The following is a 3,709-nucleotide window of genomic DNA, read 5'->3' on the forward strand; positions in this document are numbered from 1 at the left end:
GTCCTGTTCCTCGAGCGCGACCCCGTTCAGAACGTTATCCGGGTCGCTGTGGCCCTCACCCTCGACCAGCCTGCTGAGTGAGACCCGTTGCAGCACCTGGGCATTCGTGTCCTTGTTCGCTGCTGCATCGCCGCGAGGTGGCTCGATCAGCAGGATGTCCTCGCTCTGCCAGACGTTGGCCCACACCCGTCCCTGGTCGCATTCCAGCTCGTTGAGCCGCTGCACCGGAGTTGCCCGATCCCCGATCTGTTCGGTCACGTTCACTTCGGCGATCGGGGCCAAGTCAGGAACCGCGAGCAGGCGCAGCGTCGAGGTTCCGTCGGATTGCCAGAGCGCGTCACGCGTCTCGTCGTAGCACAACCCCCACCCATCGCCCTCGATCTGCAGGGACGGACCTTCGACGAGATCGGGCAGGCTCCAGGTGTGCACCACGCCGGACTTCCAGGTGAGCTGGTATGCGGTGTCGCCCACCAAAGTTGCCCCCTCGCCGAACTCTTCGGCCGGCAGATCGGTCGAGACCTCGGCGGGCCCACCGAGCAGCAGGACCTGAAGGCTGGACTCGCCGTAGCGACCGGTGCTGTGCAGCAGCCGCCCGTCGTCGAGCAGCTCCAGGCCCTGGGTGAAGCCGGGGCCGCGGTCCAGCACCTCGACCACCTCGACCCCGCGCTCCCGGCCCGCCGTGGACGTGGGGCTGACAGCCTCTGCAGAGGTCGCGTCGGACGCTCGTGCGGGGCCCTGTCCGCTCTGGGAGCCGCCGCACCCGGCGAGCGCTGCCAGCACACCGGCGCTGACCAGCAACCTCAGCCGGTGCGACGGCATACCCCAGCGGCGCATCAGGACCGGGAGCGGGCGATCTCGTAGAGCGTGACCGCGGCGGCGATCCCGGCGTTGAGCGACTCGGCGCTCCGCGCCATCGGGATCGAGACGATCTGGTCGCAGGTCTCGCGGACCAGCCGCGAGAGCCCCTTGCCCTCCGAGCCGACGACCACCACCAGCGGCTGGTCGGCCAGCGCCAGACCCGGCAGGTCCACGTCACCGTCGGCGTCCAGCCCGATCACGAAGAACCCGGCCTTGCGGTAGCCCTCCAGCGCGCGGGTCAGGTTGGTCGCCTGCGCCACTCGCACCCGGGCGGCCGCCCCGGCCGAGACCTTCCACGCCGCGGCGGTCAACCCGGCCGACCGTCGCGCCGGCACGACCACGCCGTGCCCGCCGAACGCGCCGACCGAGCGGATGATCGCGCCCAGGTTGCGCGGGTCGGTGATGCCGTCGAGCGCCACGATGAGCGGCGTGCCGGGCAGCTCCACATCGAGCAGGTCGTCCGGATGGGCGTAGTCGTAGGGCGGCACCTGCAGCGCCAACCCCTGGTGGGCCGCACCGTCGGTCAGCCGCTCCAGCTCGCCGCGCGGTGCCTCCAACACGGCCATGCCCCGCTCGGTGGCCAGGGTGATCGACTCGCGCACCCGGTCATCGGAGTCGATCCGGGAGGCGACGTAGAGCGTCGAGGCCGGGATCGCGGCCCGCAGCGCCTCCAGCACCGAGTTGCGCCCGGTGACGATCTCACTGGTGGTGCGGGCACCACTACGCTCTCGGCGTCGTCGCTCCCCCACCGCGGAGGAGTCACTGCCACCGCTGCCCGAGCGCTTCACGCCTCTGGCCGCGGGGTGGCCCGTCCGGTCCTGCGCCTTCGGGGTCGGCCCGCGACCGGTCAGCTGCTTGCGACGCTGACCGCCGCTGCCGACGGTCGCACCCTTCTTGTTGCTCTTGCGCACCGCACCGCGGCGCTGGGAGTTGCCGGGCATGCCGGGCCTCGTCTTCCTGAAGTGCTGTTCGGTCAGTGGCTCAGTCTGTTCAACGGCCCAGTGCCCAGCGGGCACCGCCGGGGGTGTCCTCGACGACGATGCCGAGGCTGCTCAGCTCGTCGCGGATGGCGTCGGCAGCGGCGAAGTCGCACTGCGCCCGCGCCTTGTCGCGCTCGGCCAGCCGCGCGGTCACCAGGGCGTCGAGCACATCACGCTCTGCCGAGTCGGCCGCCGGGCCGCTCCAGTGCGGGTCCAACGGGTCGACGCCGAGCACCTGGGTCATCGCGACCACCTGCTCCAGGGTATGCCGTGCGCCGGCCACGGCCGCATCGTCCAGGGCCCGGTTGCCCGCACGCACCGTCCCGAACAGCACCGCGAGCGCCTCCGGGACGTTGAGGTCGTCGTCCAGCGCTGCCGCGAACTCCGCCGGCAGGTCGGCGGTCTGCGCCACCGCACGCACCTCGTCGGCCGGCACACCGCATACCTCCAGACTGCGCTGCACGAACGTGGAGATCCGCTCCACCGCGGCCGTCGCCTCATCCAGCGAACCGTCGCCGTACTCGATCATCGAGCGGTAGTGCGCGGCACCCAGGTAGTAGCGCAGCACCAACGGCCGCACCGTCTCGGTGAGCACGTCGACGGCCAACGCGTTGCCCAGCGACTTGCCCATCTTGGCGCCCTTGACCGTCACCCACGCGTTGTGCAGCCACCAGCGCGCGAAACCCAGGTCGGCCGCCCGTGACTGCGCCTGCTCGTTCTCGTGGTGCGGGAAGCGCAGGTCGACCCCGCCGCCGTGGATGTCGAAGGTGTCACCGAGATACTTGCGGGCCATCGCCGAGCACTCCAGGTGCCAGCCGGGCCGACCCCGACCGTATGCCGTAGGCCAGCTCGCGGTGCACGGCTCGCCGGTCTTGGCGCCCTTCCACAGCGCGAAGTCACGGGGGTCGCGCTTGCCGCGGGGGTCGGCGTCGGCTGCTGCCTCCATCTCCTCGATGCGCTGCCGGGTCAGCTCGCCGTAGGCCGGCCAGGAGCGCACGTCGAAGTAGACGTCGCCGCTGCCGTCGTCGGCGGCGTAGGCGTGGCCCCGCTCGATCAAGGTCTCGATGAGCTCGACCATCTCGGGGATGTGGCCGGTCGCCCGCGGCTCGTAGGTCGCCGGCAGGACCCCCAGGGTGTCCAGCGCCCGGCTCGTGGCGAGCTCGTGTGCGTAGCTCCAGGCCCACCACGGCCGGGCGTGCTCGGCCGACTCGGTCAGGATCTTGTCGTCGATGTCGGTGACGTTGCGGACCAGGGTGACGTCGTAGCCGTGGCCCCGCACCAACCACCGGCGCAGGATGTCGAAGGCCACGGCAAACCGGACGTGTCCGATGTGCGGGACGCCCTGAGTGGTCAGCCCGCAGATGTAGATGCTGACCTCACCCTCACGCAGCGGCTCGAAGGCCCGCGTCTGCTGGGTGGCGGTGTCGTAGAGGCGCAGACTCACCGGGTCAGCCTACAAGGCGCCTGGGACGCCGCTGGGCAAAATGAACAGAACGAGACCAGTAGATTGACGAGCGGAGAGACTTTGGTATCGGAATGCATTGAATAGGATTGTCGTCCGCACGGAACCGACACTATTCGACACTCGAATGAGAAATTCCGACCGATTGACTTACGATCTATGTCATGAGGGTTATTCACAATGTCATCCTGTAGAACTCAAGGGCGATGACCGTGGTGATGGTTTGAGCAAAGGTTTTCAAGGGCCGACGGTAGTCGGTGTGCAGGATTCGCCAGGTTTTGAGGTTGGCGATGGTGCGTTCGATTTGGTAGCGAATCGAGTTGACCTGGGTGTTGAAGGATTTCTGGGATTCGTGAAGTTCCCCGCCGGGTGGTTTGCGGGTGGGGGTGATCATGCCCAGGCCGATGTA

Annotated in this window: 4 protein-coding genes; all 4 read right to left on the reverse strand. The window is 69.0% G+C overall.

Annotation, left to right across the window (positions count from 1 at the left end; all coding sequences use genetic code 11):
* The coding region (locus ACR2FV_RS03110) for a glutaminyl-peptide cyclotransferase (RefSeq protein WP_434014241.1) at positions 1-819 on the reverse strand (819 nt) is incomplete at its 3' end.
* Positions 820-833: 14 nt separating this feature from the next.
* Positions 834-1,799: a 23S rRNA (guanosine(2251)-2'-O)-methyltransferase RlmB gene (gene rlmB / locus ACR2FV_RS03115; RefSeq protein WP_434014242.1), complete on the reverse strand. Its 966-nt coding sequence runs from the start codon at positions 1,797-1,799 to the stop codon at positions 834-836.
* Positions 1,800-1,848: 49 nt separating this feature from the next.
* A complete protein-coding gene (gene cysS / locus ACR2FV_RS03120; RefSeq protein ID WP_434014243.1) occupies positions 1,849-3,282 on the reverse strand; it encodes a cysteine--tRNA ligase in 1,434 nt (477 codons plus the stop codon).
* Positions 3,283-3,475: 193 nt separating this feature from the next.
* Positions 3,476-3,709, reverse strand: a 234-nt coding sequence (locus tag ACR2FV_RS03125; protein ID WP_434014244.1) for a transposase family protein, incomplete at its 5' end; no start/stop codon positions are given.

It is taken from the genome of Ornithinimicrobium sp., from assembly GCF_051004135.1.
In the GTDB taxonomy this organism is placed as follows: Bacteria; Actinomycetota; Actinomycetes; order Actinomycetales; family Dermatophilaceae; genus Ornithinicoccus.